This is a genomic window from Geodermatophilus maliterrae, from assembly GCF_041018925.1.
Lineage (GTDB): Bacteria > Actinomycetota > Actinomycetes > Mycobacteriales > Geodermatophilaceae > Geodermatophilus > Geodermatophilus maliterrae.
Genome location: NZ_JBFNXQ010000074.1, coordinates 1 through 24,983, shown reverse-complemented (window position 1 = coordinate 24,983; position 24,983 = coordinate 1). Strand labels below are relative to the sequence as shown.

The 24,983-nt window shown below is 73.8% G+C and carries 25 protein-coding genes and 2 pseudogenes; 17 read left to right on the top strand and 10 right to left on the bottom strand.

Features of this window, described 5'->3' with window-relative positions; translation table 11 throughout:
- Positions 1 to 425, top strand: a 425-nt coding sequence (locus tag ABQ292_RS19360; protein WP_369209348.1) for a hypothetical protein, incomplete at its 5' end; no start/stop codon positions are given.
- A 130-nt stretch (positions 426 to 555) separates the two neighbouring features.
- On the opposite strand, the gene ABQ292_RS19355 is transcribed toward ABQ292_RS19360, so the two are convergent.
- Positions 556 to 1,590, bottom strand: a complete 1,035-nt coding sequence (locus ABQ292_RS19355) for a saccharopine dehydrogenase family protein (protein WP_369209347.1) — start codon at positions 1,588 to 1,590, stop codon at positions 556 to 558.
- 108 nt (positions 1,591 to 1,698) lie between these two features.
- On the opposite strand from ABQ292_RS19355, the gene ABQ292_RS19350 reads away from it, so the two are divergent.
- The 4 genes and pseudogenes from ABQ292_RS19350 to ABQ292_RS19335 all read left to right on the top strand — a co-directional run bounded on the left by ABQ292_RS19350 (position 1,699) and on the right by ABQ292_RS19335 (position 4,709).
- On the top strand, positions 1,699 to 3,207 hold the full coding sequence (locus tag ABQ292_RS19350) for an APC family permease (RefSeq protein WP_369209346.1): 1,509 nt from the start codon (positions 1,699 to 1,701) through the stop codon (positions 3,205 to 3,207).
- Between the two features lie 160 nt (positions 3,208 to 3,367).
- A pseudogene (locus ABQ292_RS19345) lies at positions 3,368 to 3,811 on the top strand (universal stress protein); the annotation flags it as partial.
- Positions 3,812 to 3,861: 50 nt separating this feature from the next.
- Positions 3,862 to 4,038 carry a hypothetical protein gene (locus tag ABQ292_RS19340; protein WP_369209345.1) on the top strand — a complete coding sequence of 59 codons (177 nt, stop codon included), beginning with the start codon at positions 3,862 to 3,864 and terminating at the stop codon, positions 4,036 to 4,038.
- Positions 4,035 to 4,709 (top strand): peptidoglycan-binding domain-containing protein, encoded by a 675-nt coding sequence (locus ABQ292_RS19335; RefSeq protein WP_369209344.1) that lies wholly within the window; start codon positions 4,035 to 4,037, stop codon positions 4,707 to 4,709. Before ABQ292_RS19340 ends, ABQ292_RS19335 begins: the two co-directional genes overlap by 4 nt.
- A 71-nt stretch (positions 4,710 to 4,780) precedes the next feature.
- On the opposite strand, the gene ABQ292_RS19330 is transcribed toward ABQ292_RS19335, so the two are convergent.
- The gene (locus tag ABQ292_RS19330) at positions 4,781 to 5,431 is read right to left on the bottom strand and encodes a TMEM175 family protein (protein WP_369209343.1); all 651 of its coding nucleotides are present in this window, start codon (positions 5,429 to 5,431) and stop codon (positions 4,781 to 4,783) included.
- A gap of 267 nt (positions 5,432 to 5,698) precedes the next feature.
- On the opposite strand from ABQ292_RS19330, the gene ABQ292_RS19325 reads away from it, so the two are divergent.
- Both ABQ292_RS19325 and ABQ292_RS19320 read left to right on the top strand, forming a co-directional pair.
- A complete protein-coding gene (locus tag ABQ292_RS19325) occupies positions 5,699 to 6,256 on the top strand; it encodes an Lrp/AsnC family transcriptional regulator (RefSeq protein WP_369209342.1) in 558 nt (185 codons plus the stop codon).
- Between the two features lie 273 nt (positions 6,257 to 6,529).
- Positions 6,530 to 7,147: a hypothetical protein gene (locus tag ABQ292_RS19320; protein ID WP_369209341.1), complete on the top strand. Its 618-nt coding sequence runs from the start codon at positions 6,530 to 6,532 to the stop codon at positions 7,145 to 7,147.
- Positions 7,148 to 7,166: 19 nt separating this feature from the next.
- Here ABQ292_RS19320 and speB (ABQ292_RS19315) read toward each other — a convergent pair whose 3' ends face one another.
- Positions 7,167 to 8,117 (bottom strand): agmatinase, encoded by a 951-nt coding sequence (gene speB, locus ABQ292_RS19315; RefSeq protein ID WP_369209340.1) that lies wholly within the window; start codon positions 8,115 to 8,117, stop codon positions 7,167 to 7,169.
- A 129-nt stretch (positions 8,118 to 8,246) separates the two neighbouring features.
- Between speB (ABQ292_RS19315) and ABQ292_RS19310 the strand changes: the two genes are divergently transcribed.
- From ABQ292_RS19310 to ABQ292_RS19295, 4 genes are all read left to right on the top strand, one after another.
- A complete protein-coding gene (locus tag ABQ292_RS19310; RefSeq protein WP_369209349.1) occupies positions 8,247 to 8,834 on the top strand; it encodes a helix-turn-helix domain-containing protein in 588 nt (195 codons plus the stop codon).
- Between the two features lie 80 nt (positions 8,835 to 8,914).
- Complete coding sequence (locus ABQ292_RS19305) at positions 8,915 to 10,381, top strand: amino acid permease (RefSeq protein WP_369209339.1); 1,467 nt, start codon at positions 8,915 to 8,917, stop codon at positions 10,379 to 10,381.
- Positions 10,382 to 10,403: 22 nt separating this feature from the next.
- Positions 10,404 to 11,201, top strand: coding sequence for a carbon-nitrogen hydrolase family protein (locus tag ABQ292_RS19300; protein ID WP_369209338.1), 798 nt, complete (start codon positions 10,404 to 10,406; stop codon positions 11,199 to 11,201).
- Positions 11,198 to 12,898, top strand: coding sequence for a flavin monoamine oxidase family protein (locus ABQ292_RS19295; protein ID WP_369209337.1), 1,701 nt, complete (start codon positions 11,198 to 11,200; stop codon positions 12,896 to 12,898). Before ABQ292_RS19300 ends, ABQ292_RS19295 begins: the two co-directional genes overlap by 4 nt.
- Positions 12,899 to 12,953: 55 nt before the next feature.
- On the opposite strand, the gene ABQ292_RS19290 is transcribed toward ABQ292_RS19295, so the two are convergent.
- Positions 12,954 to 13,151, bottom strand: coding sequence for a hypothetical protein (locus ABQ292_RS19290; RefSeq protein ID WP_369209336.1), 198 nt, complete (start codon positions 13,149 to 13,151; stop codon positions 12,954 to 12,956).
- Between the two features lie 123 nt (positions 13,152 to 13,274).
- The gene (locus ABQ292_RS19285) at positions 13,275 to 13,760 is read right to left on the bottom strand and encodes a cupin domain-containing protein (protein WP_369209335.1); all 486 of its coding nucleotides are present in this window, start codon (positions 13,758 to 13,760) and stop codon (positions 13,275 to 13,277) included.
- Between the two features lie 404 nt (positions 13,761 to 14,164).
- Between ABQ292_RS19285 and ABQ292_RS19280 the strand changes: the two genes are divergently transcribed.
- The gene (locus ABQ292_RS19280; RefSeq protein WP_369209334.1) at positions 14,165 to 14,332 is read left to right on the top strand and encodes a hypothetical protein; all 168 of its coding nucleotides are present in this window, start codon (positions 14,165 to 14,167) and stop codon (positions 14,330 to 14,332) included.
- Between the two features lie 439 nt (positions 14,333 to 14,771).
- Here the strand turns inward: ABQ292_RS19280 and ABQ292_RS19275 are convergent, their stop codons facing one another.
- Entirely contained in the window at positions 14,772 to 15,392 is a 621-nt protein-coding gene (locus tag ABQ292_RS19275; protein WP_369209333.1) for a hypothetical protein, read from the bottom strand.
- A 197-nt stretch (positions 15,393 to 15,589) separates the two neighbouring features.
- Between ABQ292_RS19275 and ABQ292_RS19270 the strand changes: the two genes are divergently transcribed.
- The 3 genes from ABQ292_RS19270 to ABQ292_RS19260 all read left to right on the top strand — a co-directional run bounded on the left by ABQ292_RS19270 (position 15,590) and on the right by ABQ292_RS19260 (position 18,057).
- On the top strand, positions 15,590 to 16,789 hold the full coding sequence (locus ABQ292_RS19270) for a sensor histidine kinase (protein ID WP_369209332.1): 1,200 nt from the start codon (positions 15,590 to 15,592) through the stop codon (positions 16,787 to 16,789).
- Positions 16,786 to 17,445 carry a response regulator gene (locus ABQ292_RS19265; protein WP_369209331.1) on the top strand — a complete coding sequence of 220 codons (660 nt, stop codon included), beginning with the start codon at positions 16,786 to 16,788 and terminating at the stop codon, positions 17,443 to 17,445. Before ABQ292_RS19270 ends, ABQ292_RS19265 begins: the two co-directional genes overlap by 4 nt.
- A gap of 354 nt (positions 17,446 to 17,799) precedes the next feature.
- Positions 17,800 to 18,057, top strand: a complete 258-nt coding sequence (locus tag ABQ292_RS19260; RefSeq protein ID WP_369209330.1) for a DUF2283 domain-containing protein — start codon at positions 17,800 to 17,802, stop codon at positions 18,055 to 18,057.
- Between the two features lie 72 nt (positions 18,058 to 18,129).
- Here ABQ292_RS19260 and ABQ292_RS19255 read toward each other — a convergent pair whose 3' ends face one another.
- The 4 genes from ABQ292_RS19255 to speB (ABQ292_RS19240) all read right to left on the bottom strand — a co-directional run bounded on the left by ABQ292_RS19255 (position 18,130) and on the right by speB (ABQ292_RS19240) (position 22,400).
- Positions 18,130 to 18,822 (bottom strand): NADPH-dependent F420 reductase, encoded by a 693-nt coding sequence (locus tag ABQ292_RS19255; RefSeq protein ID WP_369209329.1) that lies wholly within the window; start codon positions 18,820 to 18,822, stop codon positions 18,130 to 18,132.
- A complete protein-coding gene (locus tag ABQ292_RS19250; RefSeq protein ID WP_369209328.1) occupies positions 18,819 to 19,358 on the bottom strand; it encodes a hypothetical protein in 540 nt (179 codons plus the stop codon). The genes ABQ292_RS19255 and ABQ292_RS19250 overlap by 4 nt, the downstream gene beginning before the upstream one ends.
- A gap of 64 nt (positions 19,359 to 19,422) precedes the next feature.
- Positions 19,423 to 21,363 (bottom strand): primary-amine oxidase, encoded by a 1,941-nt coding sequence (locus tag ABQ292_RS19245; protein WP_369209327.1) that lies wholly within the window; start codon positions 21,361 to 21,363, stop codon positions 19,423 to 19,425.
- Positions 21,360 to 22,400, bottom strand: coding sequence for an agmatinase (gene speB / locus ABQ292_RS19240; protein ID WP_369209326.1), 1,041 nt, complete (start codon positions 22,398 to 22,400; stop codon positions 21,360 to 21,362). The genes ABQ292_RS19245 and speB (ABQ292_RS19240) overlap by 4 nt, the downstream gene beginning before the upstream one ends.
- Positions 22,401 to 22,852: 452 nt before the next feature.
- Between speB (ABQ292_RS19240) and ABQ292_RS19235 the strand changes: the two genes are divergently transcribed.
- Complete coding sequence (locus ABQ292_RS19235; RefSeq protein WP_369209325.1) at positions 22,853 to 24,385, top strand: APC family permease; 1,533 nt, start codon at positions 22,853 to 22,855, stop codon at positions 24,383 to 24,385.
- A gap of 477 nt (positions 24,386 to 24,862) precedes the next feature.
- Positions 24,863 to 24,983 (top strand): annotated as a pseudogene (locus tag ABQ292_RS19230) (hypothetical protein); the annotation flags it as partial.

Here is a 24,983-nt window from a genome sequence, read left to right as displayed (position 1 = left end):
GTCCGGAGCTCGCCGCGCGGGTCGCCGTCCTCGGCTGCCAGGCCGACCTGGTGGACCTGGCCGGCGTGGCCCGCGCCGCGGGGGTCGGCACCGGCCGGGTGGTCGAGGCCGACGCCGCCGTCGAGCGCCTGCTGGAGCTGCCGCGGGTGCAGGCCTGGACCGCCGAGCAGGCGGGCATCTCGCACTGGGGCGTCGCCGCCCGCGCGGCGCTGCACGACGAGGTCGACCGGCTGCGGTGGGCCCTCGTGGCGGCGCTGCTGCGGGACGCCGACGGCGACGCGGACGCCTTCGCCCACCGGCACGCGACCGCGCTGGCCCGCTTCACCGCCGTCCGCGAGCAGGCCGCGTCCGCCCGCGACGACGTGCTGGCCCGGGCGGGCGTGGTGGCCGCCGAGCTGCGCCGGCTGGTGGAGGTCGTCGGCTGACGAAGGACCCCCCTGCCCCCCACCGCTCGCAGGCTCGCGGCGGGACCCTGCAGGGGGGGGCCTGACCGGCCGGGGCCGGGGGTCCTTCCTCAGCCGCCCCCGCGCATCCCCCAGGGGGAACCGTAGGCGGTCAGCAGCTCGAGGAAGGGCACCGCGTCGAAGGCCTCCGGGCCAGGAACACCTGCCGCGGCCGCCCGTCGGTGCCCGTGCCGCTCACCCACAGGCCCGCGCAGGTCCTCCCGGTCATCAGCGCGCCCAGCGAGGCCGGGTCCGGCAGTGCCGCGGCGACCAGGTCGCGCGGCGCGACCTCGACGTCCCCCACGCGGACCGGCGTGGTGGAGTCCAGGCCCGTCTCGTGCAGCACCCGGAGCACCTGGACGACGTGCGCGCCGAGGCCGTACTTGAAGGCGACCCGGCGGGCGTCGATCCAGCGCGGCACGAGGAGCACCTCCTCGTGCTCCACGTTGACGCACTCCACCGGGCCGATCCCCTCGGGGAAGTCGAAGACCTCCGGCTCGCTGAACGGCTCGGTGGTGTACCAGCCCCGTTCCCGCTCCCACACGACCGGCGGGTTGAGGCACTCCTCGATCGTGGTCCAGACGCTGAACGACGGCGCGAACGCGTGGCCCCGCACGGTCAGGTCCGACCCGTCCCGGACGCCGAGCTCGTCGATCGTGCCGAACAGGTGGTCGGCGGCGTAGCGGGCGAACACGTCGGAGAGACCCGGCTCCACGCCCATGCCCACCAGGGCCAGCCGCCCGGCCGCCTGCCACTCGGGGGCCAGCGCGAACTGCGCGTCGCCGAGCTCGACCCCGGTCTCCTCGTACGGGCGCTCCGGGTGCGGACGCGACAGGGACATCGCCACGTCGAGGTAGTCCACGCCGGCGGCCAGCGACGCGCGGAACAGCGGCATGGCGAACCGTGGATCGGTCGCGTTGAGCAGCACGTCGCAGCCGTGCTCGGCGAGCAGGGCCCGGACCCCGGCCTCGTCGGAGGCGTCGACACGGGCGGCGAGGAACCGCGGACCGCCCGCTGCGGCGACGGCCTTCTCCGCGCGGGCGGGGTCGAAGTCGGCGACGACGAGTCGTTCCACGAAGGTCCGGCGCGCCACGATCGCCGTCACCGCGCTGCCGACACCGCCGGCGCCGACCAGCAGGACGCGCATCACCACCTCCGCGGGTGGCGGACACCCTGGCGACGAGTTCCGCGGTCAGGACAGGTCCGCGAAGGCCGAACCCTTGTCCGACGGTTGACCTGCTGCGATAACCGTCGCATGCAGCCGGACCCTCCCGACCCCGCCGCCCGCCCGGGGGAGGAGGCGACCCTCCGCCCGGGCGCCATCGGGTTCCTCGACGCCCTCGTGATCGGTCTGGCCTCGACCTCGCCGGCCTACTCGCTGGCGGCGATCATCGGCGCGCTGGTGGCGCTCACCGGGGTGCACGCCCCTGGCGTGCTGCTCGCCTCGTTCGTGCCGATGCTCCTCATCGCCTCGGCCTTCGCCGTGCTCAACCGGGTCGACCCCGACTGCGGGACGACGTTCTCCTGGGTCACCCGGGCGATGGGCCCGTGGGCCGGCTGGATCGGCGGCTGGGCGATCACGATGACCGGCGTCCTCGTCATCGGGTCGCTGGCCGACGTGGGCGTCGTCTTCACGCTGCGCACGCTCGGACTCGACTCGCTGGCCGAGAACACCGCCGTCGTCCTGGTGCTGACCGTCGGGCTCGTCCTGCTCATGACGTGGATCTGCGTGCTCGGCACCGAACTGTCCGCGCGGCTGCAGAACGCGCTGATCCTCGCCCAGACCGTCGCCCTGCTGGTGTTCGCCGCGGTCGCGATCCACCGCGGGGTGACCGGTGACAGCCCGCTGGGCGGGCTCGACCCCGGCTGGAGCTGGCTCGACCCGTTCGGCGCCGGCGGCGCAGCACTGTCCGGCGGACTGCTGCTCGGCGTCTTCGCGTACTGGGGCTGGGAGTCGGCGGTGAACCTGACCGAGGAGACCCGCGGCTCCACCTCGACGTCCGGTCGCGCGGCGATCGTCTCCACCCTCGTCCTGCTGGTCACCTACCTGGCCGTCGCGATCGCCGTCCTCGCCTTCGCCGGCACCGAGTACCTCGCCGACAACGCCGACGAGGAGGAGGCGATCTTCGCCCTGCTGTCCACCGAGGTCATGGGCGGCTGGGACTGGGTGGTCCTGCTGTCGGTGGCCACGGCGGCGATCGCGTCCACCCAGACGACGATCCTCCCGGCGTCGCGGACGGGCCTGTCGATGGCCCGGCGGCACGCGCTGCCCCGCCGGTTCGGGCACGTCTCGCCGCGCCACCGCACTCCCGACGTCTCCACGTGGTGGGTCGGCGTCATCGCCAGCGTCTGGTTCGTCGGGGTCAGCCTGGTCAGCGAGAACGCGCTCTTCGACTCGATCACCGCGCTGTCGCTGCTCATCGCCTTCTACTACGCCCTGACCGGCATCGCCTGCGCGGTCTACCACCGCCGGCAGCTGACCCGCAGCGTCCCGGCGTTCCTGCTCATCGGAGTCGGGCCGCTGGTGGGGGCCGGGCTGCTCGTCTGGCTGCTGGTGCTGTCGATCCGCGACCTCGCCGATCCGGAGAACTCCTACACCGGCCAGGCGTGGCTGGGCGTCGGCCCGCCGCTGGTGATCGGCGTCGGGGTCTTCCTCCTCGGCCTGGTGCTGATGGTCGTCTGGCGGGCCAGGGACAGCCGGTACTGGCAGGAGCGCCCGGGGACCGCCGGCGACCGCGTCCCCGTCCACGAGGACCTGCGATGAGCCACCCGGTCCGACGAGTCCTCGTCCTCGTGGACGACGTCGAGCCGCCCGGCGGGCTGGGCGAGGAGTTCCGGGCCCACCGGCGGGCGCTCGCCGAGATGGGCCGGACGGCGGTGTCGCACGCGGTCGCGGAGGAGGAGGCGGAGGAGCCGGCGTCCGGACGGTCGTCGAGGTGCTGTCCCGGAAGCCGGCACAGGCGCCGATCGACGCCGCGCACCGGCACGACGGCCGGGTCGTCGCCGGCACCCGCGGCGAGAGCCCGCTGCGCGGCGACGTCCTCGGCTCGGTGTCGCGCGAGCTGCTGCGCCTGTCCGACCTGCCCGTGCTGTGCGTGCCGGCCGGTGAGGACCCCGACCGACCTCCCGCGTGGACCGTCGGCGGGTGGCTCCCGTGCGCGGCCACCGGGTCCGGTCGTGTCGTGACGGCGGGGACGCCTCCTCGGCCCGCACGCCCGGTAGCGCAGCGCGGACCTCCCCGTGGTGGCCGCGCCGGAGGGCCGGCGCGCCGAGCCGGACCGGCGGCGACGGACCGTGGTCATCCGCTGACCGACGCGGGCAGAGTACGGAGCGCGGAGCGGACGTGCCCGCTTCCCGAGGGGCGCTGACGGGGGAACGCGCCGCGAACCCGGCCCCGACGAGATGGAGGAGGTGCCTCGTGTCGGACCGCGATCCCGGCCTGCCGAACGAGCTCGACGTCGACCCGGAGATGGCGCTCGGAGCCGATGGGGAGAGCGCCGAACCCGTCTCCGGCCCCGTGGAGGACCCGGAGGACCCGGACCACGTCGAGCCGGCGTCACATGCGGTGCCCGCACCGGAGGACGCCGGGCGGTGACCATCCAGATCGGGGGATACCAGGGCGCACGCAGTTGCACCGGAGGTCCCACGCAGGGCGCTCGGAACCTGGTGTCGTGGTGGCTCGGCGCCTACGGGGACCGCGGCGCGACGAACCTCGGCATCTACAACTGTCGCCCGGTGAGTGGCGGAGCCGTGCTCAGCCTCCATGCCGAGGGACGCGCCAGTGACCTGGGGGCACCCGTCGGGAACAACTGGTCCTGGGGGGTGATGGACACCTTCCGCCTCAACTCCCAGGAGCTCGGGCTCCAGTGTGTCATCCACGACCGGCGGATCTGGTCCTCGATCGCGCCGGACTGGCGCCCGTACTCCGGGTCCTCGCCACACACCGACCACGGGCACGTCGAGCTGATGTGGTGGGCCGCCAACGGCGGCCTGACCGTGGACCGCCTCAACCAGGTCATGCAGGGCACCACACCGCCACCCCCGCCCCCGCCCCCCATGCCGGTGCTGCGGCTGGGCAGCACCGGCGATGCGGTGAGGACACTCCAGGAGACACTCAACCGCTGGTACCCGAGCCTCCCGCCCCTCGCCGTCGACGGGGATTTCGGTCCGAGGACGGACGCTCGGGTGCGGCACTTCCAGGGCCGCGCCGGGCTGGTGGCCGATGGGATCGTCGGGCCCGCCACCTGGCAGGCCCTGGGCTTCTAGGGGCTTCCTGCCGATCGTGGACCCACCGCCTCGTCCCCGGAGGCGGCTCACGGGACACAGGCGCCGCTCGGTCACACCAGGGGGGCGCGGCGGCGGACCAGGATGCCGACCACGGGGTCGAGGACGGCGAGCGCGAGCCAGGACAGCCGGGCGGCGGAGGAGGAGACCAGGTACGCCACCGGGATCGACGCGAGGAAGACCACCGGGGGGACGAGCTGGGGCACCAGCTCGAGCCGTGACCGCCGGGGCGACGGCGGCGCGCTCGACAGCCCGGTCCGCCACGCCAGCAGGGACATCACCGCCTCCGTCGAGGAGATCACCGCGACGTTCCCGGCGAAGACGGCCGTCGCCAGCGGCTCCTGGTGCTCCCCCAGCGCGTCGGTGCTGAACGGCAGCAGCACGACGAACGCGAGCAGCACGAGGTTCACGGTGATCAGGCGCCCGCTGAGGTGGTGCAGCCGCGCGACGAAGGCGTGGTTGGAGCGCCAGTAGAAGGCGACGATGGCGAAGGCCAGGAAGAAGGCCACGATCTGGTTCCCGACCACCGCCCACAGGGCGGCGAGGTCGGCCCAGGCGCCCGGCACGTTCGTGCCGTCCAGCGTGGTGACCAGCAGGGTGAGCGCGACGGCGTAGGTGCCGTCGAAGAACGCGAGCGCGCGGTCGAACTCCGGTGTCCCGCGAGCGAACCGCGGCGCCTCTGGGTCCGGTGCGTCGGGAGCCACGCCCGCAGGGTCGCAGTTCGTGCCGGACGGCGGCGGGCGCGGAGGTCCGGGTCGGTGCGCCTCGTCCCGGCGCGCCCGGGCTGACCGGGCGCTGCGACGAGCTGTCCGGTGGCGGTCACGACCACGGATCCCGTCGTCAGCCGAGGCCGTGGGTGTCCGAAGCGTGGCGGCGAGCCACCCTGACGGGCCACGACGTCACCACCCGGCCCCGTTACGATCCGATGGCCCGGGTCCGCCGGGACGACGTGCCGGTGGCGGGGGGACTGGGTGACCATCCGGAGACAGTTCGTGCTGGACGACGTCTCGCGCGCGATCATCGAGCAGCTGCAGGAGGACGGCCGCCGTCCCTACTCCCGCATCGCCGCCGCGGTGGGCCTGTCGGAGGCCGCCGTCCGCCAGCGCGTGCAGCGGCTGCTCGACGCCGGCGTCATGCAGATCGTCGGGGTCACCGACCCGCTGCAGGTGGGGTTCTCGCGGCAGGCGATGGTCGGCGTGCGGACCAGCGGTGACGCCCGGACCGCGGCCGAGCGCATCGCCGCGTTCACCGAGGTCGACTACGTCGTGATCACCGCCGGGTCGGTCGACCTGCTGGTCGAGGTGGTCTGCGAGGACGACGACCAGCTGCTCGACGTCGTCGCCCGCATCCGCGGGGTCGACGGCGTGGAGTCCACCGAGACCCACCTCTACCTCGGGCTGGCGAAGCAGACCTACGCCTGGGGCCACCCGCGGACCGCAGGGCCCGGCACCGGCCGGCTCCGGTCTCTGAGCGCCCCCGTGCTGCCGCCGACGGCCGCGACCACGGTCCCCGGGTCCGGGCTGCGGTGAGGTCCCTCGACGCGGACGCCGTCGCCGCGCTCGGACCCGCTGCCGCGGTCCGCGCCGTCACCGACGCCCTGCGCGACGGGCTCGATCCCGCCGCCGACCCGCCCCGCATCCCGATCGGCCCGACGCACGGGCAGTTCCTGCTGATGCCGTCGGAGGCAGCGGCCGCGGCCGGGGTGGAGGTCGTGACCGTCGCCCCGGACGACCCGGCCCGCGGGCTGCCCCGCGTCCAGGCCGCCCGGCTCCGTCCCGGGCCCCGCCCCGAGCTCGCGAGGGGTGGGGAGGACGGGGTCCTTCACCACGCTGCGCACCCCCGCGGTCTCGGTCGCCGCCGTCCTCCCGCGGCTGCCGGACCGTCCGCTGCGGGTCGCGGTGGTCGGCGCCGGCCCGCAGGCCACCGGCCACGTCGCCACGCTGGCCGCCGTCCGCCCGATCGAGGGCGCCACGCACCTGGTCCGCGACCCGTCCCGGACACCGCTCGACGCCGTCACGCTCGGGTCGCCGCCGGCCGAGGAGGCGTTGCGGTCGGCCGACGTCGTCGTCTGCGCGACCTCGGCACGGTCGCCGGTGTTCGACGCCGCCCTGCTGCGCGACGACGTCGTGGTGGTCGCCGTCGGCTCGCACGAGCCCGACGCCCGAGAACTCGACGCCGCGCTGCTCGGTCGCGCCACCGTGGTCGTGGAGGACGTCGCCACCGCCCTGCGCGAGGCCGGGGACGTGGTGCTGGCCATCGCCGAGGGCACGATGACCCCGGCCGGCCTCGTGCCGGTGCGCGACGTCGTGACCGGCGCGGTCACCGTGCCCGCCGACCGGCCGCTGGTCTTCACGAGCGTCGGGATGTCCTGGCAGGACCTCGTCGTCGCCGCGGCGGTCGTGGGAGGCGGCGGGGCCTGACCGTCCCCGCCGGGCGGGCTCAGGCGCGGTTGAGCGCCAGGACCGACAGCAGCTCGTAGCCCACGTGGGCGGCGGCGATGCCGGTCAGCTCCGCGTGGTCGTAGGGCGGGGACACCTCGACGATGTCGGCGCCGACCACGTCGAGCCCGACCAGCCCGCGCAGCGTGTGGAGCAGCTCCCGGCTGGTGAGCCCGCCGGCCTCCGGCGTCCCGGTGCCCGGGGCGTGGGCGGGGTCGAGGACGTCGATGTCGACCGACACGTACACCGGGCCGCCGGCCAGCCGGGCGCGCATCCGCTCGACGAGGCTGCGCACGCCGTCGACCTCGTAGTCGTCGGAGCGGATCACCTGGAAGCCGAGGACGGCGTCGTCCTCGAGGTCCTGCTTGCTGTACAGCGGGCCGCGGATGCCCATGTGCAGCGAGCGCTCCATGTCGATCAGCCCCTCCTCGCTGGCGCGGCGGAACGGCGTGCCGTGCGTGTAGGGGGCGCCGAAGTAGGTGTCCCACGTGTCGAGGTGCGCGTCGAAGTGCAGCACGGCCACCGGGCCGTGGTCGCGGGCCAGCGAGCGCAGGATCGGCAGCGCGATCGTGTGGTCGCCGCCGATGGTGAGCAGCTGGGCACCGTCGGCCCGCAGGGCGGTCACCTCGCGGTCGATGGTCCCGATCGCCTCCCCGATGTCGAAGGGGTTGACGCCGATGTCGCCGGCGTCGGCCACCTGCTGGGTGCCGAAGGGCATGGCGTCGAGCGCCGGGTTGTAGGGCCGCAGCAACCTCGACGCCGCCCGCACGTGCGCGGGGCCGAACCGCGCGCCGGGCCGGTAGCTGACCCCGGAGTCGAACGGCACCCCGAGGACGGCGACGTCGGTACGGGCGACCTCGTCGAGCCGCGGCAGCCGGGCGAACGTGGCCGAACCGGCGTAGCGGGGGACCCGGGTGCCGTCCACGGGACCGATCGGGGTCTGCTCCTGCACGGGCGCTCCTCTGGGCTGCGGCGAGGACGGCGGATCCCCCGTCCGGGTCGGCTGCCACTGTCAACTCGTGTTTCCCTGTTGTCAACACCCTCGCGCGAACTAGTGTCCGCGAGGACCCGGGAGGTGGCGATGGAGGCAGTGTCCGAGGCGGGGGTGCCACGCATCGGCGGGCGGCTCAAGGCCGTCCGGCAGGCCCGCCGACTGACCCTGACCGACGTGGCGGAGGCCAGCGGGCTGACCAAGGGCTTCCTCAGCAAGCTCGAGCGCGACCAGGCCAGCGCCTCGGTGGCTGCCCTGGTGCGGGTCTGCGCCGCGCTCGGCATCTCGCCGGGCAGCCTCTTCGAGGCCGCACCCGGTGGCGAGGCGGTCCGCGCCGGCAGCTACCCCCCGATCGCCTTCGGTGGCCGAGGGCTGACCGAGTACCTGCTCACGCCCGCGGGGGAGCGGCGGGTGCAGGCGATCCTGTCGGAGGTCGCGCCCGGTGGCGGCAGCGGCGAGGAGCCCTACGCGCTACCGGCCGAGGTGGAGTTCGTCTTCGTCCTCGAGGGCGACCTCGAGGTCACCGTGGCCGGCGAGGTCACCCGGCTCGGCCCGGGCGACGCGTTCACCTTCTCGCCGGGCGCCGAGCACGGCTTCCGCTCGCTGCGCACCGACGGTGTCACCCGCGTGCTGTGGGTGTTCGCGCCCGCGCTGTCCGCCGGGCGGCAACCCACCTAGGAAACAATGGTTGACAATGGGGCAACCGATGGTGATGCTCGCTGCGACCCAGACCACAGAACGGCCGCAGAGGAGCACCCGTGAGCACAGTCAGCGCCGGACCGGGCGGCCCGGTCCGCAGTGCGGCCCCGGCTCGCCGCAGCCAGCTGTTCCGGCTCAAGCCGGTCGACGCCATCGTCGCCCAGCACGAGGAGCAGGGCGGGCACGGCCTGCGCCGGTCGATGGGCCTGCTGCAGCTCACCGCGCTGAGCATCGGCGCGACCCTCGGCACCGGCATCTTCGTCATCCTCGGCGAGGCGGTGCCGCTGGCCGGACCGGCGGTCGTGCTCGGCTTCGTCCTCGCCGCGGTGACCGCGCTGTTCTCGGCCCTGTCCTACGCCGAGCTGGCCGGCAGCATCCCCGTCTCGGGGTCCTCCTACTCCTACACCTACGCGACCATGGGCGAGCTCGTCGCCTGGGTGTGCGGCTGGTGCCTGATGCTCGAGTACGGCGTCTCGGTGGCCGCCGTCGCGGTGGGCTGGGGCGCCTACATCGACGACCTCGCCGCCAACACCGTCGGCGCGGTGCTGCCCGAGGCGCTGTCCGCGCCGCCCGGCGACGGCGGGGTGGTCAACGTCCCGGCGATCGTGGTCGTCCTGCTCGCCATGGCGCTGCTGCTGCGCGGCACCAGCGAGAGTGCGAAGGTCAACACGGCGATGGTCGTGCTCAAGGTCGGCGTCCTGCTGTTCTTCTGCGTGGTCGCCTTCACCGCCTTCCGCGCCGGCAACCTCGCGCCGTTCGTCCCCATGGGCGTCGCCGGCGTCACCGCCGCCGCCTCGCAGGCCTTCTTCTCCTACATCGGCTTCGACGCCGCCTCGACCGCCGGCGACGAGTCCCGCGACCCGCGCCGCGACCTGCCGCGGGCGATCATGCTGTCGCTGCTGGTGGTCACGGTCGTCTACTGCCTGGTCGCGCTGGCCGCCGTCGGCGCGGTGCCGTGGCCGCGGATCAGCGGCTCGGAGGCCGCGCTCGCCGACGTGCTGTCGCTGGCCACCGGGCAGACCTGGACGGCCGTGCTGCTGTCCATCGGTGCGGTCATCGCGATCGCCAGCGTGGTGCTCACCGTGCTGTACGGGCAGACCCGCATCCTCTACGCGATGTCCCGCGACGGCCTGGTCCCCCCGGTGTTCTCGAAGGTCAGCGCCCGCCGGCGGATCCCGGTGGCCAACACCGTCATCGTCAGCGTCCTGATCGCGCTGCTGGCCGGGATGGTCCCGCTCGGCGAGCTGGCCAACGCCACGAGCATCGGCACGCTGTTCGCCTTCGCGCTGGTCAACATCGGCGTCGTGATCCTCCGCCGCACCCGGCCGGACCTGCCGCGCACCTTCCGGACGCCGCTGTACCCGCTCACCCCGGTGCTCGGCGTGGCCTTCTGCGTCCTGCTGGTCCTCGGCCTGGGCTCGGCGACCTGGCTGGTGTTCCTCGCGTGGATGCTGGTGGGCCTGGGCGTCTACGTCGGCTACGGGTACCGCCACTCCGCGCTGCGGACCCCGTCGGCCGGTGCCTGAGACCGGACACGAGGGGGAGACCGTGCGCATCGCACTCCTGCAGGGGCCGGCCCGGACGCCGGACCCGGAGGCGGGGCTGGCGGCCGTCGCCGACGCCGCCCGCCGGGCCGCCGCGGCCGGCGCCCGGCTGCTGGTCACCCCGGAGATGTCGCTGACGGGCTACGCCATCGGTGCCGACCGGGTCGCCGAGCTGGCCGAACCGGTGCCCGGGCCGCTGACCGAGCGGGTCGCCGCGATCGCGGCCGAGCACGGGCTGGCGATCGCGGTCGGGCTGCCGGTGCGCACCCCGGCCGGCGTCGCCAACACCGTCGTGGTCGTCGACTCCGACGGTGCCCTGCCCGCCTCGTACGCCAAGGCCCACCTGTACGGCGACGTCGACCGCGACGCCTTCGTGCCCGGCGACGTCGGCGTCGTGCAGTTCCGGCTCGACGGGCTCCGGGTGGGCCTGCTGGTCTGCTACGACGTCGAGTTCCCCGAGGCGGTGCGCGCGCACGCCCTGGCCGGCACCGAGCTGCTCGTCGTCCCCACCGGGCTGATGGACCCCTACGGCCACGTCGGCACCGTGCTCGTGCCGGCCCGTGCCTACGAGAGCCAGGTGTTCGTCGCCTACGCCAACCGCACCGGTGAGGAGGGGGAGTTCGTGTACTGCGGCGCCAGCTGCGTCATCGCCCCCGACGGCACCGAGCTGGCCCGGGCCGGCCGGGGCGAGGAGCTCCTGCTCGCCGACGTCGACCCCGCCGTCCTCGCCGCCTCCCGCCGGGTGAACACCCACCTGACCGACCGCCGCCCCGAGCTCTACCCCACGGAGAACCGCGCATGACCTCCGCCATCCCCGTCGCCGCCCACGAGCCGGGCGAGGAGCGGCCGGTCCGGCCGCTGACGATGTTCGGCCCGGACTTCCCCTTCGCCTACGACGACTGGCTGGCCCACCCGGCCGGGCTGGGCGAGGTCCCTCGGGCCCGGCACGGCACCGAGGTGGCCGTGATCGGCGGCGGCCTGTCGGGCATCGTCACCGCCTACGAGCTGATGCGGCTCGGGCTCAAGCCGGTCGTCTACGAGGCGCACCAGATCGGCGGCCGGCTGCGCTCGGTCGGCTTCGACGGACACCCGGGCGTGGTGGCCGAGATGGGCGCGATGCGCTTCCCGCCGTCGTCGACGTCCTTCTTCTCCTACGTGCGGCGGCTGGGCCTGCGGACCCGGCGCTTCCCGAACCCGCTGGACGTCGCCACGCCCAGCACCGTGGTCGACCTCAAGGGCGAGACGCACTACGCGCACACCCTCGACGACCTGCCGCCGCTCTACCGCGAGGTCGCCGACGCCTGGCACGAGACGCTGACCGGCCGCGCGCACCTGGAGGCGATGCAGGCCGCGATCCGCGACCGCGACGTCAAGGCGATCAAGGTGCTGTGGGACGAGCTGGTGGAGCAGCTCGACGACACGACCTTCTACGGGTTCCTCGCCGCCTCACCGGCGTTCCGGTCCTTCCGGCACCGCGAGGTGTTCGGGCAGGTCGGGTTCGGCACCGGCGGTTGGGACACCGACTACCCGAACTCGGTGCTCGAGATCCTGCGGGTGGTCTACACCGCCGCCGACGACGACCACCTGTCGATCGTGGGCGGGAGCCAGCAGGTGCCGGTCGGGCTGTGGCGGGCCGCGGTGGAGGCGCCGGCGCACTGGCCGGCCGGCACCAGCGTGGCGTCGCTGCACCCCGGCGGGCGGCCCCTGCCCGCCGTCACGCGGCTGCACCGCACCGCACCGAACTGCCTGACCGTCACCGACGCCGCGGGCGGCATCCGCACCTACGAGGCGGCGGTGTTCACCGCGCAGAGCTGGAACCTGCTCTCGCGGATCGTCTGCGACGAGTCGCTGTTCCCGATCGACCACTGGACGGCGATCGAGCGCACCCACTACATGGGCTCGACCAAGCTGTTCTGCCTGGTCGACCGGCCGTTCTGGAAGGACGTCGACCCGCGGACCGGCCGGCACCGGATGAGCATGACGCTGTCGGACCGGATGACCCGCGGCACCTACCTGCTCGACCAGGGCGAGGGGCAGCCGGGGCTGGTCTGCCTGAGCTACACCTGGGCCGACGACTCGCTGAAGTGGCTGCCGCTGTCGGCGACCGAGCGCATGGAGGTCATGCTCGCCTCGCTGCGCGAGATCTACCCCGACGTCGACCTGCGCCGGCACGTCATCGCCTCGCCGGTGACGGTGTCGTGGGAGTCCGAGCGCGACTTCATGGGCGCGTTCAAGGCCAACCTGCCCGGCCACTACCGCTACCAGCGGCGGCTGTTCACCCACTTCGTGCAGGACGACCTGCCCGAGGAGTACCGCGGGCTGTTCCTCGCCGGCGACGACATCTCGTGGACCGCCGGCTGGGCCGAGGGGGCGGTGCAGACGGCGCTCAACGCGGTGTGGGGCGTCGTCCACCACCTCGGCGGGCGCACCCACCCGGACAACCCGGGACCGGGCGACCTGTTCGACGAGCTGGCCCCGGTGCGGCTGCCCGAGGACTGACCCCCGGGCGACGGGGCTCCGGGGTCGTCGGAGCCCCCGCCGCCCGGTCCGGGTATCAGCGCCCGGCCGGGACCGCCGTGCCCCACGTGTCCTCGTCGGTGAACTGGACCTCGGGCGGCGCCTGCCGGGAGCCGCGGGTGGGGACGGCGAGGTACACGACGCCGAGGGCCAGCCGGACCAGGCCGAGGGTGATCGCCGTGCCGTCGAGGTCGCTCAGCAGCCACAGGTCCACGGCGGCGCCGACCGCCGGCACGACGACGTAGCCCAGGACGACAGCCGCTCGCCGGTGCGCCGCCGCAGGAACAGCGCGATGACGCTGAGGTCCACCACGGTGGAGGCGGCGTCCTCGGGGGACCGCGCTGCGTGCCGGTCGACGTCAGGGGGTCGGCGGCGGACCGGTGATGGACACCCCGTAGTCGCTGAGCACCTGCCCGAGCCGCTCCACCGCCTCGGGCGGCGGAGGTCCGGGGACGGGTGGCAGGTCGGCGTCGGGGTCGCCGGGTGTGCCGTCGGCCACGAAGAACTCCTCGAAGCCGGCCGGCGTGATGAGCAGGAGGAACCGTGCGGTGTCGCTGCGGACTCGATACGCGTGCTCGCTGCCCGAGGGGAGGTGCAGGGTGTCGCCGGCCGACACGATCGTGTGGTCCTCGTCCGACCAGCCGTCGAGCTCGCCGTCGAGGACGATGAAGGTCTCGGCCTCGCGGCTGTGCCGGTGCAGGGGCGTGCCCGTGCCCTGGCGCCCGAGGTGCTCGATCAGCGCGAGGCTGCCCGCGGTGTCCCGGCCGGTGAGACGCATCCGGAGACGCAGGCCCAGGTGGTCGTAGGTGTCACCCGCGGCGGCAGGAACGAGTCGGCTCGTCATGGCCCCTCCTCTCACGACGTCCCGCCAGTCTGACGTCAACCGGCGCCGTTGTCCGTGTCGCCGACCCTCCCCGTCCCGTCGTCGCCGCCGCGGCCGGGCCGACCGTGGCGCCGCCGCTGTCCCTGGATGAGCCGCTCCCTGCCTCGGGGTGCGCCTCTCGAGGGCCGACCGGGTCGGGCGGTCCCGATCCGGGCTCCGCGCCGTGGTCGAGACACCACAGGACAACATCCATTGAATGTCGATAGATGATGAGTGATACTCGATGTGTGGACACCGCATCGATCAGGCGCTCGACGGTCCGCCCGGCGACCCGCTCGACGCGTGCCAGGCACCGGACACGTTCCCCACGTCGACCCACCGACCGGTGCCATCACCGGCGGATCGGGCCCCTCACAGGAGACCTCGTGAAGCTCTTCCTCGCCGTCGTCGCCATCCTCGCCGTCGTCGTCATCGGCGTCACCGCCGTGGTGCTCGGGGAGGCCGACGACTCACCCGGCCTCCAGGGCCTGGGGGTGCTGCTGGTCATCGGCGCGGTCGCGCTCGGCGTGCGGACGGTCCGACGCGCCAGGTAGCAGTCGCCGCGACGGCCGGCCGATCGACGTCCGGGACGGGGCAGCTCCGGGGACCGCACGCAGCGGCGACGTGGGAGGTCACGGGACCGCTGCGGGCCCGTGGCGACGGACGGGTTCGCCTGTACGTCGGGAGTTCTGGCGGCGTGGTCGGCCACCGCCGACGTCGCCGTACACGGCGCCTCCTGCGGATCCTCCACGAGGGGCCGCTGGTCGCGCACGGCCTCTCGCGGACGGCTCTCGCGGACGAGTCGCGGACCAGGGCAGTGGCCGAGGACTGGTCAGGCGCCCGGGAGCAGGGTGTCCCCCACGCCTCTCCAGGGCGACCAGGTCCTGACCACGCAGCGCTGCGGCCCTGCGGTCCGGATGACTGCCCGGGCAGCGGCGTGGGCCGCCCGGCTCGGTCGAGCGGCCCGCGCCAGGTCCGGCGCCTCCCTCCCGATCAGCGGTTCCGGACCGCCAGCAGGACGCCGGTCACGGCGAACCAGACAGGCGTCAGGTAGAGCACGATCCAGGCGACGGGCGGCACCAGCAGTCCGAGGGCGATCACGACGGCCGTCACGCCGAGCCCGCGCAGCAGCCGATCCGCGGACCGCGAGGCGAGGAAGACCGCGACGCCGAAGGCCGCGCCGGCCCACTGGGCGAGCGAGAACGCCGCGTTCGACACCACCAGCCCGGCCTCCAACGCGGCCGGGCTCACCCCGCCGAGGAGGTCACCGACAGCTCGGGCGGCGCCGAGGCCCGCCGCGCTCAGCGCGAACAGGAACAGGTGGGCGACCCCGAGGACGGGCACCATCCGCCGGGCGGCGCTGCGGTCGGGCAGGGCTGCGGTCAGCGCCGCGAGCACGACCGTCGCGAGCAGGACGTAGACGCCGACGAGCAGCACGGCCCGGTCGACTGCGGTCCCCTCCAGCCGGCGCGCCGCCTCGGCAGCCGACCCGGACCCACCCAGGGGGTCCGGGAAGGACAGGATCGAACCGGCGAAGGCCAGCACGGCGCCCAGGCCGGCTGCGCCGATCCCCGTCCGCTGCCGTCGGTCGGTGGTCTGCGCGGTGGTGGTCATGTCGGTGCCCTCCGGTCGGTCCGCGTCGGCTCTCTGCTGACGTGGCACGGACGCTAGGGAGGGACCACGTCCTGGCAGATCCGTCGCGCGGCCCTGTTGACGCCCCGGACAGCGGAGACCGCGTATGCCTCTCGGCAGATCCGCTCTCCGCCTCGCGGGAGACGTCCGGAGGGGGTCCGGCTCCCTAGCATCTGTCCGTGCCCGAGGGCTGGCTGCGACGACCGCGCGCCCGCTGGCGTGCGCTGCCGGTGACGGTCCGGGACGGCGTCCTCGCCGCGGTGTTCCTCGTGCTGACCCAGGCCGAGCTGTTCGCCCGTGCCCATCTGCTCGAGGGTCCACCCGTCCTGCAGCACCTCCTCCTGGCCGGCATCTGCGGATCCGTCGCGCTCCGGCGCACGCGCCCGACGCCGGCGGCCGCGGTCTGCGGCGTCGGGATGGCGGCGACCGGCGCGCTCGGCACCGCCCCGTCGGCCGCCGTCTTCGTCGTCTACCTGCTGGTGACCTACTCGGTCGGCTGGTGCGCCGACTCCCGGCGGACGGCGGCGCTCGGTCTGGTCGCCGTCGTGGTGCCGGACGCGGTCGTCTACCCGCTCACCCAGCCCGAGGGCAGGGACATCGCCGAGATCGTCATCAACGCGGGCATCCCCGTCGCACTCTGGCTGCTGGCCCGCCTCGGCCGCGAGCACCTGGACCGCGCGATCGCCGCCGAACGCCGCCTCGCCGCCGAGGAGCTGCGGGCCCTCGAGGAACGGACTCGCCGGTCCGAGGCCACCGCGGCGGAGCGTCGACGCATCGCGCGGGAGTGCCATGACGTGATCGGGCACGGCATCACGCTCATGCTGCTCTACACCGAGGCGGCGCAGGCCCGGCTCGGTGACCGCGAGCGAGCGGCGGCCGAAGCGCTGGACGTGGCGGCGGCGGCCGGCCGGACGGCACTCGCCGACGTCCGCCAGGTCCTCGACGTGCTCCGCGCGGACGACGACGCGGACCCCCGCGGAGGAGGGCTGGACGAGGTCGCGGACCTGGTCGAGCGGGTGCGCGGCGCAGGCGCGGACGTGGACTGGCGGGCGGTCGACCTGCCTCCCGAGCTGCCGGCGACGGTGAGCACCACCGCCTACCGGGTCATCCAGGAAGGGCTGACCAACGCGCTGCGCCACGCCCCCGGTGCACCGGTCCGGATCACCCTGCGTGGTGACCAAGGCGCCCTCCGCGTCCAGGTCGTCGACGCGGGCGGCACCGCGGCGACCGGAGGGTCGACCGGCTCGTCCGGGTGCGGCCTGGTCGGCCTCCGGGAGCGGGTGGGCCTGCTCGGCGGACAGCTCGCCGCCGGACCGCTCGGGGATCGCCCCGGCTGGCAGGTGACGGCCAGCCTCCCGGTCGCCTCCGCACACCGGTGATCACCGTCCTCCTCGCCGACGACGAGGCGCTCGTCCGCGCGGGACTCCGGATGATCCTGGAGTCCGAGGCCGACCTGGAGGTGGTCGCCGAGGCCGCCGACGGCGCGGAGGCGGTCGCTCTGTGCCGACAGCTCCACCCCGCCGTCGCTCTCCTGGACGTCCGCATGCCCGGCATCGACGGCCTGCAGGCCGCTCGGCGCATCGTCGCGGATCCCGAGCTCGACACCGTCGTGGTCATGCTGACGACCTTCGACTCCGACGACGCCCTCGTCGCCGCGCTGAAGGCGGGGGCGGCCGGGTTCCTCCTCAAGTCGATGCCGCGCGACCGGCTGGTCAGCGCCGTCCGCTCGGCCACCTCAGGTGAGGCCCTCCTCGCACCGCAGATCACCCGGCGACTGCTGACCGACCTCGTCGAGCGGTCCCGGCCCCAGGCGCGAGGCGACCCGCGGCTGGCCGAGCTCACCGACCGGGAGCGGGAGGTGCTGGTCCTGATGGCACGCGGCCTGTCCAACGCCGAGATCGCCCAGCAGCTGGTGGTGGGCACGGGCACGGTGAAGACGCACGTCGCCCGCGTGCTGACCAAGCTCGGAGTCCGAGGCCGGGTCCAGGCCGTCGTCGTCGCCTACGAGGCCGGGCTGGTGAGTCCTGGCCCCTGACGACCGCCGAGCGACGTGCGCGACCAGCGCACCGCAGCCGCGTCCGCCGCACGGCGGATCGGTCGCCACGGCGGGGTTCCGCGAGTCGCCCGATCGCGACGCCCTGCCGGTCCTCACCTGGCAGCACTGAGCGAACCGGACACGGACCCCTCTGGTGGGCTCCGGTGTCCCGCGGTGGGCGCTCCGGTGCGCCTGCCCGCGTCACAGCAGCCGGGACCGGAGCTCCTGCTCGGACAGGCCCTGCAACTCCTCGGCAGTCCAGTCCACGTGCGGTCTCTCGGCCACGTGTCCACGGTCAGGTCGCCGCGGCCCTGTGACTCGGAGTGGGCCACCCAGGGACACTGCCGTGTCGGCATGATGGCCGGCATGCCCTCGGAGAAGCCAGCGCAGGACCGGCCCACCGTCATGTCGTTGGAGTGGGACTCGGAGGCAGGGGCCGGCTACCTCGCGTTCGGGGCGATCGGCGCCGGCGAGGCCGTGCACCAGCAGGTCGTCAAGAACCCCGTTCCGGATGTCGATGACATCGTCCTGGACTTCGACGAACGAGGCCGACTCCTCGGTGTCGAGTTCCTCGACGAGCGAGCGCTCCCGCCGGATCTCGCCGCTTCGTAGATGTCCCTGAACCGCCCCCATCAGGGACACGAGGCGGCTTCGAGGACACCCCGGCGCAAGCGCCCGGCGGTCTCACACGTCGCGGTAGCGCACGGCTGCGTCCAGCTTCTCCTTCAGCACCTCCGGTGTGACCTGACGCCCGGGCCACGTGGGGTACTCGGTGCCGGGGACCACGTAGGGCTGGACGTAGGCCGCGGTGTCGCGCTGGTAGCGCCAGCCCTCGGCGAGCGGGCCGACGTCGTAGGCGTCGTACCCGATCGAGTCGAGGAACTCCGTCACCGTCCGCTCGGCCGCCGGGTCGTCGCCGGCGATCGCGAGCACGGAACGCTCGGGGTGCCCCGCCGGGCGCTGCAGGCTGCCGAGGTGGCTGACGTAGACGTTGTTGAACGCCTTCACGACGCGCGACTCGGGGAGGTGTGCCTGCAGCAGCTCGCTGGTCGTCGTCGACTCGTCGTCGAGCTCGGCGATGTGCCCGTCGCGCTCCGGGTAGTAGTTGTCGGTGTCGATGACGACCTTCCCGCGCAGCGGCTCGACCGGCACCTCGCGGTAGGCCTTCAGCGGGACGGTCACCACGACGATGTCGCCCGCCGCGGCGGCCTCGGCCGCAGTGGCCGCTCGTGCCCGGGGACCGAGCTGGTCCACGAGGTCGGTGAGGGTCTCGGGTCCACGACTGTTGCTGAGCACCACGTCGTGGCCGGCGTCGACCGCCAGCCGGGCGACGGTGCTGCCGATGTTCCCGCTGCCGATGAGTCCGATGGTCGTCACGTAGGCCGGAAGCCGAGCACCGGCGGAGCCATTCCCGGCACGGCGTCGTCATGGCCACGCTCGACACGGGCGGCGGTCGTCCGCGCTGGACTGCCGGCCGGCCGATCCCGGCCGCGCCGCTCAGCCCGGACTCGCCGGCTCGTGGCCGACACCCCAGCGGGCCGGTGCACCGCGCCGTACCCGCGGACCGCGGCCAGCAGCAGCGCCACGACCGCCAGCAGCCCCGCGACCGGCCCAGCCCACGCGACCGGGCCGGTCGCGGCGTGGTGCAGGTGCGCAGTGAGCACCGGCGGGTGGACGGCGAGCATCGCCGTCGTCAGGACGACGTGCGCCGCCCACGCCGCCCGGCCCGGACGGCGCCACAGGTGCACCGCGCAGGCCAGGCAGGCCGCGGCGAGCAGGGCGGTGCCAGCCGCGTCCGGGTGCGGCGCGAGAGCCAGCCCGAGCCCGTGCACCGCGGCGCACCCCGCCGCGGCCCCCGCCGCGCTGTGCGCGAGGAACCGCGGCAGGGCCGCCGCGCCGAGCGGCTGCGTCATCCGTCCCCGGCCCCCTTCAGGGTCCCGCCACGAGCTGGCGAGTGGCGGGGGGCAGGGGTCCTCTTCAGTGGCAGTGGCCCGGGGCCGGGGGCACGTCGAGCGCGGGGTTGCGGTCGAAGAAGCCGACCGGCTTGAGCTCGAAGGACACGACGTCGACCGGCATGACCGGCCAGTCCTCGGGCCGCGGCACGTGGTGGATGCCGAACACGTGCCAGAGCACGACGTCGGTGTCGACGAGTGACCGGTCGGCCTCCTGCCAGGCGGGCAGCCCGGCGTCGCGGCGGCTCTGGTTGCAGAACTCACCCGAGGGCCAGCGCTCCTCCTCGTCGAAGCGGCTCACCCACACCGGGTGGTCGATGACCTGCGCCCGCTGCCGGAACGCCGCGTCCGCGGAGGCCATCGAGGGCAGCGCCGAGTTGGGGTACAGCTTGTAGCCCGGCGCCGTCCCCAGCCGGTTCGGCTTCGTTCGGTTGACCACCTTGAAGCTGCGCTGGGTGGCGAAGTCGACGTCCAGGCGCCCCTGCGACTCGGTCTCCACCGGCCGGCTGCGCGTCACCACCGCCAGCCCGTACGGGTTGTCCTCCGACACCGGCAGCGCCTCGCTCTCGGTGACGACGACGGTGTTCTCCGGGCCGTCGACCTCCATGTCCAGCCGCGCCACGACGAAGTGCTGGTGGATCGGCGCGTAGGTGCGCTCGTCGACGACGGTGCCGTACGGCGGCGGGGTGCCGTCGTAGGGGCTGGTCACCATGATCCCGGTGGCGCGGACCTCGCACTGGATGGTGCCGTCCTGGTAGAAGCGCCAGTAGGTCAGGTACTCGTAGTTGGCCACCGTGGCGTGGAACGAGACGACCATCCGCCGCGACCGCCGCACCTCGGCCCCGGCCTGCTCGTCGACGTGCTTCCACAGCACGCCGTCGTCCTCCTCGTGCAGGCAGATGGCGTTCTCGATCGTGTAGGGCTCACCGCGGGTGTCGTGCAGGACGGCGTCGACGTAGGTGATCTCGCCGAGGCAGTCGCAGCCGAGCTTCAGCGAGGTGGTCATGAAGCCCAGACCCCACTCGCCGATGTCGAACGCGGTGCGGCGGTGGTGGTCGGGACTCGGGTCGCGGTAGGGCACGACCATCTCGGCGAACGACATCCGGTGCGCGATCGGCCGGCCGTCGTAGCCGACCCGGTGGATCACCAGGCCCTCACGGTGGTTGAAGCCCAGCCGCATCGTCCAGTTCTGCCAGCGCAGCTCGTTGCCGTCGAGGCTGAACGAGACGCCCTCGGGCTGGGTGATCTCCAGTGCCTTGACGTCGGTGCGCTGCTGCAGGCCGGGCACCAGCGAGGGCACGTACTCGCCCATGACGGCGGGCTGCGCCGGTGGCGGGGTGTCCTCGACCTGCAGCAGCTCCATCGTGTTGAGGTCGACGACGAAGTGCAGGCCCATGACGGGGTTGGCGTAGGGGTTGCCGCCGCGCACCGAGCGGCGCCACACATCGGTCCAGCCGACCCGGCGGTCCTGCAGTCCCTGGGGGATCAGCGAGTGGCCGTAGGCCCAGGTGTCGATCAGGACGAGGTCGAGGTCGGTGATGCCCCGCTTGGCCAGCGCCTCGACGACGGTGGGGTGCTGGATGAGGACCTCGTGCGCCTCGTGCCACTCGTCGAGGGTCATGTTCGCCTGCTCGCCGGGCACCGCCTCCCAGGAGACGACGGCGTCGTCGGTCAGCGAGACCACCGCCTTGTGCGGCGTCCCCTCGTCGCGGCTCCAGACGGTCACCCGGGCCTCGCGGCGGATCGGGTCGCCTGGGGAGAACGCGCGGACGACGTCCTTGGCCGGCTCGCGCAGCTCGATGGAGGCGAACCGCCAGCGCTCGTCCACCCCGCGGTCGCGGCGCAGGATGCCGGCCGCGGCGCGGATCTCGTCGGCGCTCAGCGGGTCGAGCGGGTGCGGGGTGCCGGCGGCCGCGGGCCCGGCGGCCGCGCCGGAGCTGTGGCACGACGTCGCGAGCTGGGTCATGACGGGTTCTCCTGGGTGGTGTCGGGGCGGTTCGCGAGCAGGGGGAGGGAGGGGTCCCAGCGGGTGCCGTCGCGGGCGTCGCGGCGGCGGCGGGCGATGGCCGACAGCGCCTCCAGGACGACCCGGTTGGCCAGCGCCGCGGTGATGTCGGCGTGGTCGTAGGGCGGGCTGACCTCGACGACGTCCACGCCGACCACCGGCAGCTCCAGGCAGAGCCGGCGGACGGCGTCCAGCAGCTGGCGGGCGGTCAGGCCGCCCGGCTCGGGCGTTCCCGTGCCGGGGGCGTGCCCGGGGTCGCAGACGTCGATGTCGACGGAGAGGAAGACGCCGTCGCACTCGTCGGTGGCGATCGCCGACGCCTCGGTGAGGCAGGCGTCGAGACCGCGGTGGCCGATCTCGGTCATCTCGTAGGAGCGCATCCGCTGCGCCGCCATCCAGTCCAGCGTCTCCGGCGGCGGCCAGTAGCCGCGCAGGCCGACCTGCAGGAACCGGTCGCCACGCAGCGCCCCGGACTCGATCAGCCGGCGCATCGGCTGGCCGTGACCCCACAGCGAGCCGAACTCGATGTCGCCCGTGTCGGCGTGCGCGTCGAAGTGGATCATCGAGACCCGGCCGTGGCCGAGGACGTTGGCCACGCCCTTGGCGTCGGCGAAGGCGATCGAGTGGTCACCGCCCAGGACGACCGGGATGGCGCCGGCGCGGGCGACGGTCTCGACCGCGGCCTCCAGCGCGCCCAGTGCGGTCTCGATGTCACCCGAGTACATCTCGACGTCACCCGCGTCGAGCACGCGCAGGTCGCGCAGCCCGTCGGTGCGCAGCGCCAGGCTCGGCCGGGAGCCGTCGTGGGCCAGGTAGTCGGTCATCCGGATCGCCTGCGGGCCGAAGCGGGTGCCCGGGCGGTGCGAGGTGCCGCCGTCGAAGGGCGCGCCGAGGACGACGACGTCGGCGCCGGCGAGGGACGCCGGGTCGCCGAGGTCGCACCGGTCGATGCCGAGGTAGGTGATGTCCGGGCCGTACTGGGCGCCGTAGCGCGTCATCGGGTCAGATCCGATCCGTCATCCGGTGGGGCGGTGGGCGCGGCGCCGGTCGCGGGCGGGCGCGGTGGTGGACCAGCACCCCTGCGTACGCCTGCAACCGATTCCGCGGTGACGAAGACGATAAACGACGGATTCGATGAGGTCCAGGGCCATTGACCACTGAATGTGACATCCGGTTGGGTGTGCGGCGCCGCGGCCGACTGCGGCACGGTCGCAAGCGACGGAATCAAGACGAGTGACACCGTCATCCACACGAAACAGTCGTGCTGCATGCTCCCTGCGCTCGGATCCGTGGGTGACGGTCATGCCGGAACGTCGACGGGGTCCGCGCCGGGTGTACACCGTGTCCTCTTCCGTCGGCAGCCGGATCCTGGCTGGCTGTCGACCTGTGAGGCGCGGCACACCTGCCGGCTGACGCGAGCCGCTCCGGCGGCGCGACGAGGGAGGACCGCATGGCGGTGGAACAGGGGCCGGTGACCGGTCGGCAGGCCGATCTGCGGGCGAAGGGGCTGTCCACCAACTCGGTGGGCCTGCTGGCCAGCGTGGTGCTCGGCGTCTCGAGCATCGCGCCGGTGTACGCGCTGACGGCGACGCTCGGCCCGACGGTGACCGAGGTCGGCCTGCAGATGCCGGCGGTGTTCCTCGCCGGCTTCCTGCCGATGCTGCTGGTCGCCTACGCCTACCGGGAGCTCAACCGGGTGGCCCCGGACTGCGGGACCTCGTTCACCTGGACGACCAAGGCGTTCAACCCCTACGTCGGGTGGCTCTGCGGCTGGGGCGCGCTGCTGGCGACGATCATCGTGCTGTCCAACCTGGCCGGCGTCGCCGTCTCGTTCTTCTACCTGCTGCTCGGCGAGATCACCGGCTCGGAGGCCGTCGGCGCGCTGGGCGACAACACCCTCGTCAACGTCCTCACCTGCGTCGCCTTCGTGGCGCTGGCCACGTGGGTCACCTACCGCGGCGTCGAGGCCACCAAGCGCGTGCAGTACGTGCTCGTCGGCTTCCAGATGGCGGTGCTGGCGGTGTTCGCCGTCCTGGCCCTGGTCAAGGCCGGCTCCGCGCCGGGCGCGATCTCCTTCGAGCTCTCCTGGCTCGACCCGACCGCCATCACCTCGTTCAGTGCCTTCACCGCCGGCCTGTCGCTGTCGCTGTTCATCTACTGGGGCTGGGACACCTGCCTGACGGTCAACGAGGAGACCGCCGGGAGCTCCCGAACCCCGGGCCGGGCAGCGCTGCTCACCATGCTGGTCATCATCGTGACCTACGTCGGCGTGGCGATCGCCGTCCAGATGTACGCGGGCATCGGCGACGAGGGCACCGGCCTGGGCAACCCCGACACCGGGGACAACGTGTTCGCCGCGCTGGCCGGGCCGGTGCTCGGCCCGGGACTGGCCTTCCTGCTGTTCCTCGCCGTGGTGGCCAGTTCCGCGTCCTCGCTGCAGACCACCTTCCTGCCGACGACCCGGACCATGCTGGCGATGGGCACCTACGGTGCGCTGCCGAAGCGCCTGGCCGAGGTGCACCCCCGCTTCCTGGCGCCATCGACGGCCACCCTGGTCGCCGGTGTCGGCACGGCGGTGTTCTACGTCGGGATCACGCTGATCAGCGAGAACGTCCTCATCGACACGATCTACGCGCTCGGCCTGATGATCTGCTTCTACTACGGCCTGACCGCCTACGCCTGCGTCTGGTACTTCCGGCACGAGCTGCGCCGCAGTGCCCGGGACCTGGTGTTCAAGGGCGTCCTGCCCCTGCTGGGCGCGCTCATGCTCACCGCGGTGTTCCTGCAGACGGCGGTCGACACCCTCGACCCCGCCTACGGCAGCGGGTCCTCGGTGTTCGGCGTCGGCAGCGTCTTCGTCATCGGGATCGGCCTGCTGCTGGCCGGCGTGGTGTTCATGCTCGCCTGGCGGGCGAGGCACCCGGCGTTCTTCCGCGGGGAGACGCTGAAGGTCGACACCCCGTCGCTGGTCTTCGACGACTGAGCCGGCGGCCGTCCCGGCCCGGCGATGATCAGGTGACCTGGTCGTCGAGCGTCCTCCCTCACGTCCCGCGGTGAGGGAGGACGCTGCATGATCAGGGACCCTGGTCATCGCGCGCCCACAGCAGGGGAGCTCGACGGCGGCCATCGGCAGGGGCGACGGTTGCGACCGGTGTTCTCCGCCCCCACCGCTGGCGCGTGCACCCCGGCGCGGAGGCCCGGTTCGTCGACGACGGGGACGCGTCACCCGCGCCGTCCACGCCACCTGCGGCTGCTACGGCTCCCGCTTGCACCGCGCCGACGACGGCGGCATCCCGCCGTCCTTGACCGCCGTTCGATGGCGGCCTAGTGTACTGGTGACTGATATACCAGTGTGACGATCAAGCTCCGCGGAGGGATGCTCGTGACCGTGCTCGCCGACCGGACCGCGGACGCGCCGGCCGTCCCCGACCTGGTGCTGGGCCGCCCGCTCGCCGCCGCCGTCGGCATCACGGTCAACCGCAACGCGGTGCCCTTCGACCCCCGCCCGCCGATGGTCAGCTCGGGGGTGCGCATCGGCACCCCGGCGCTGGCCGCCCGCGGCTTCGACGCCGAGGACTTCA

What these genes read in the sequence shown, in the direction of transcription:
- ABQ292_RS19245 (WP_369209327.1), bottom strand. Translation starts at nt 21,363, where the DNA reads ATGACCCAGCTCGCGACGTCGTGCCACAGCTCCGGCGCGGCCGCCGGG.
- ABQ292_RS19310 (WP_369209349.1), top strand. Translation starts at nt 8,247, where the DNA reads ATGGAGGCAGTGTCCGAGGCGGGGGTGCCACGCATCGGCGGGCGGCTC.
- ABQ292_RS19275 (WP_369209333.1), bottom strand. Translation starts at nt 15,392, where the DNA reads ATGACCACCACCGCGCAGACCACCGACCGACGGCAGCGGACGGGGATC.
- ABQ292_RS19295 (WP_369209337.1), top strand. Translation starts at nt 11,198, where the DNA reads ATGACCTCCGCCATCCCCGTCGCCGCCCACGAGCCGGGCGAGGAGCGG.
- speB (WP_369209326.1), bottom strand. Translation starts at nt 22,400, where the DNA reads ATGACGCGCTACGGCGCCCAGTACGGCCCGGACATCACCTACCTCGGC.
- ABQ292_RS19250 (WP_369209328.1), bottom strand. Translation starts at nt 19,358, where the DNA reads ATGACGCAGCCGCTCGGCGCGGCGGCCCTGCCGCGGTTCCTCGCGCAC.
- ABQ292_RS19355 (WP_369209347.1), bottom strand. Translation starts at nt 1,590, where the DNA reads ATGCGCGTCCTGCTGGTCGGCGCCGGCGGTGTCGGCAGCGCGGTGACG.
- ABQ292_RS19285 (WP_369209335.1), bottom strand. Translation starts at nt 13,760, where the DNA reads ATGACGAGCCGACTCGTTCCTGCCGCCGCGGGTGACACCTACGACCAC.
- ABQ292_RS19235 (WP_369209325.1), top strand. Translation starts at nt 22,853, where the DNA reads ATGGCGGTGGAACAGGGGCCGGTGACCGGTCGGCAGGCCGATCTGCGG.
- ABQ292_RS19350 (WP_369209346.1), top strand. Translation starts at nt 1,699, where the DNA reads ATGCAGCCGGACCCTCCCGACCCCGCCGCCCGCCCGGGGGAGGAGGCG.
- ABQ292_RS19260 (WP_369209330.1), top strand. Translation starts at nt 17,800, where the DNA reads ATGATGGCCGGCATGCCCTCGGAGAAGCCAGCGCAGGACCGGCCCACC.